This is a genomic window from Novacetimonas cocois (genome assembly GCF_003311635.1).
Classification (GTDB): domain Bacteria; phylum Pseudomonadota; class Alphaproteobacteria; order Acetobacterales; family Acetobacteraceae; genus Novacetimonas; species Novacetimonas cocois.
In genome coordinates this window covers 1-2,918 of record NZ_QEXL01000049.1, presented here as the reverse complement: position 1 = coordinate 2,918, position 2,918 = coordinate 1, and the positions used below count along the sequence as shown (strand labels likewise).

The 2,918-nt window shown below is 59.3% G+C and carries 2 protein-coding genes and 1 pseudogene; 2 read left to right on the top strand and 1 reads right to left on the bottom strand.

Annotated elements, in window-relative coordinates:
• The coding region (locus tag NJLHNGOC_RS15360; RefSeq protein ID WP_239021575.1) for a chloride channel protein at positions 1 to 580 on the top strand (580 nt) is incomplete at its 5' end.
• On the opposite strand, the gene NJLHNGOC_RS15355 is transcribed toward NJLHNGOC_RS15360, so the two are convergent.
• Positions 558 to 1,367, bottom strand: a complete 810-nt coding sequence (locus NJLHNGOC_RS15355) for an IS5 family transposase (protein WP_113597099.1) — start codon at positions 1,365 to 1,367, stop codon at positions 558 to 560. The two genes, NJLHNGOC_RS15360 and NJLHNGOC_RS15355, sit on opposite strands and share 23 nt — an antisense overlap.
• Before the next feature lie 101 nt (positions 1,368 to 1,468).
• On the opposite strand from NJLHNGOC_RS15355, the pseudogene NJLHNGOC_RS15345 reads away from it, so the two are divergent.
• A pseudogene (locus NJLHNGOC_RS15345) lies at positions 1,469 to 2,813 on the top strand (IS1182 family transposase).
• The last annotated feature ends 105 nt before the right edge of the window (positions 2,814 to 2,918 follow it).

The following is a 2,918-nucleotide window of genomic DNA, read 5'->3' as shown; positions in this document are numbered from 1 at the left end:
CAGAAATTACCGGCCAAGCACATCAATCAGGGGTTCTTCGATCCCTCCACCTCTCGCAGGCGTTGTTTTCGCCATTGAGGAACTTGCCCACTCCTTTGAACAGAAATCGTCGGGCCGGACACTGACCGTCATCATCTTTTCCGGGATTACCGCAATCGCTCTCCTGGGAAATTATACATATTTTGGTCGTGCCAATACCTCTATCCCCGTCGGTGTCGCGTGGCTGGCTGTTCTGGTATGTGGCGTGAGTGGTGGCTTGGCGGGCGGCCTTTTCGCGCGTTGTGTCATTCGCCTCTCCAAGGGACTGCCAGGATCACTTCGCCCATTTGCGGCACGTTTCCCTCTCGGTTTTGCCGCTTTATGTGGTCTGCTTCTGGCCCTGATCGGCCTAGTCTCTGACGGGGCGACCTATGGTACGGGCTATCTCCAGGCGCGAGGAATCATAGACGGCACCCTCCATTATCCAGCCTCCTTCTTTTTCCTGAAATACCTCTCCATACTAATCACCTTTTGTTCTGGCATACCTGGCGGCATGTTTGCACCGTCCCTAGAGGGTGTTATGCACCTTGAGCGAGTATAGCGGCGTTTCTGAGCATGAAACATGCGAAAGCGACGACATGGAGACTTGCGAGGGTTGAAGCGTAACGCTCGTCGTCCTTGACGAGCCTGCGGCATCGTGTGGCCCATGCGAAAGACCGCTCGACGACCCACCGGCGCGGCAGCAGGACAAAGCCGCGCTTGGCTTCGGGCAACTTGACGACTTCGAGTGCGATACCGTGCGTGCGAGCCGCCTCGTCTGGTTTTGAGCCCGTATATCCCTGATCGACATAGGCCAGTTCGACGCTTTCGTCAGTGGCCTCCTGAATGGCAGCGGCGAGGCGTCCGACCTCGGCGCGATCATCCCGATTGGCTGGCGTGACATGCAGGGCCAGCAGGTGGCCCAGCGTATCCACAGCCATATGCAGCTTCGAGCCCCGTTTGCGTTTGGCCCCGTCGTAACCGGCGCGAGGCCCGCTCTCGGGTGTCGAACGTAATGTCCGGCTGTCGAGGATGGCTGCAGTGGGGTCCGGCAGGCGACCAGAAGCCATGCGCAAGACGGCACGTAGATCGCAGGCCAGCGTCTCGAAGCAGCCGGCATCCATCCAACGACGAGACTGCTGATAAACCGCCGACCACGGCGGCAGATCGTTTGGCATCGCGCGCCAGGCAATCCCGTAGCGGATCACGTAGCGCAACCCGTTGAACAGTTCGCGCAGATCATGCCGCCGCTGTTCCGCGTCCTCTCGCATCAGGACCAGATACGGAACGACCAGAGACCATTCTTCGTCTGATACATCAGAGGGATACGGTTTGCGTGCGGGTGCCATCCCTCATTACTCCACCAATCAGGAACGAAAGTACATAACACCCTCTAGCAGCCTGTCGGGTTGGGGTACCCTGTGAAGAGGTGAAGTTGTAAGGTGGTGAGATGAGCAGCTTCATCCCGTTTGACCGGTCTCAGCCGTATCTTCTGCCGCCTGATCTGAAGTCGTGGCTTCCTGCTGATGATATGGCGCATTTCATTGTAGCCGCCGTTGAGCGGGTTCCGATGAGTGCGTTCTGCGTGCCAGTGCGCACGGGAGGCAAGGCGCAGTATCATCCGCGCCTGATGCTGGCCCTTCTGATCTTCAGCTATGCGAACGGGTTGTTTTCCTCACGCCGGATCGAGCGGGCGACATATCGCGACATCGGGGTGCGATTCGTGGCGGCGAACCTGCATCCGGATCATGATACGATTGCGACCTTCCGCCGGACGAACCGGACAGCCATTGAAGCTGCATTTGCGCAGGTCCTGCTTCTGGCGCGCGAGACGGGTCTGCTGCGTCTGGGCGTGGTGTCGATCGACGGCACGAAAATCGATGCTGACGCATCGAAATACCGTTCGGTGCGCTACGACCGGATCAGGGCGCTGCGCGAACAGCTGGCTGTGGATATCGCGAAACTGATGGACCAGGCGGAGCATGCGGACGTCACAGACAGAGATCCGCAGGCATTGCCGGAAGAGCTTGCCCGGCGGGAAACGCTGAAAGCGAAGCTGGACGAAGCCTGCGCCCGGCTGGAAGCTGATGCGAAGGCGCAGGCTGAAACGGCGCGACCGGCCTACGAGAAGAAGAAAGCCGCTTATGATGCGAAAACAGGGCGTCGCGGCCGGGCGCCCAAACCGCCCGATGATGAACCACCACCCGACCGACAGATCAGTCTGACCGATCCCGACAGCCGCCTCATGCGGCGTTCGGACGCCCACGAGTTCCGGCAGGCTTACAATGCCCAGGCCGTGGTGTGCGCCGAAGGCAGCCAGTTGATCGTGACAACCGACGTTGTCGCCACATCAGCGGATGCGCCGTCCTTTGCCGACACGGTGCTGTCGATGGAAGACACAATCGGTCTCCCAAAGACAGTGCTCGCCGATACCGGTTACGCCAGCGGGNCAGGCGGTCCGGAAACTGCGGGAAAAGGGCATTGATCCGCTGGTCGCCATTGGACGGCCCTGTGCCCGCAGACCTTACGACTTCCGACCCCGGCCCGCAGAAAGGGAGCCACGCCGGATAACCGAACCCTGGCGGCTTGCCATGAAGGACAGGCTGGAAACTACAGAAGCCGGAGATCTTTACAGACGACGAAAACAGACCGTGGAGCCGGTCTTTGGAATTATCAAAAGCATCATGGGCTTCAGAAAATTCAGCCTGCGTGACCTTGCAAAAGTCACGACCGAATGGACACTCGTTGCTCTCGCATACAACTGTAAAAGAATGGCGCGGCTTCAGGCAGCATAAGCCAGGTCAGCCTTGGCGTTATCAGCCGCAAAATGCCCAACCCGACAGGCTGCTAGGGCCTGTTAGGGCTTGATCCAGTCTGCTGCGGCAGCGATGTGGATGACC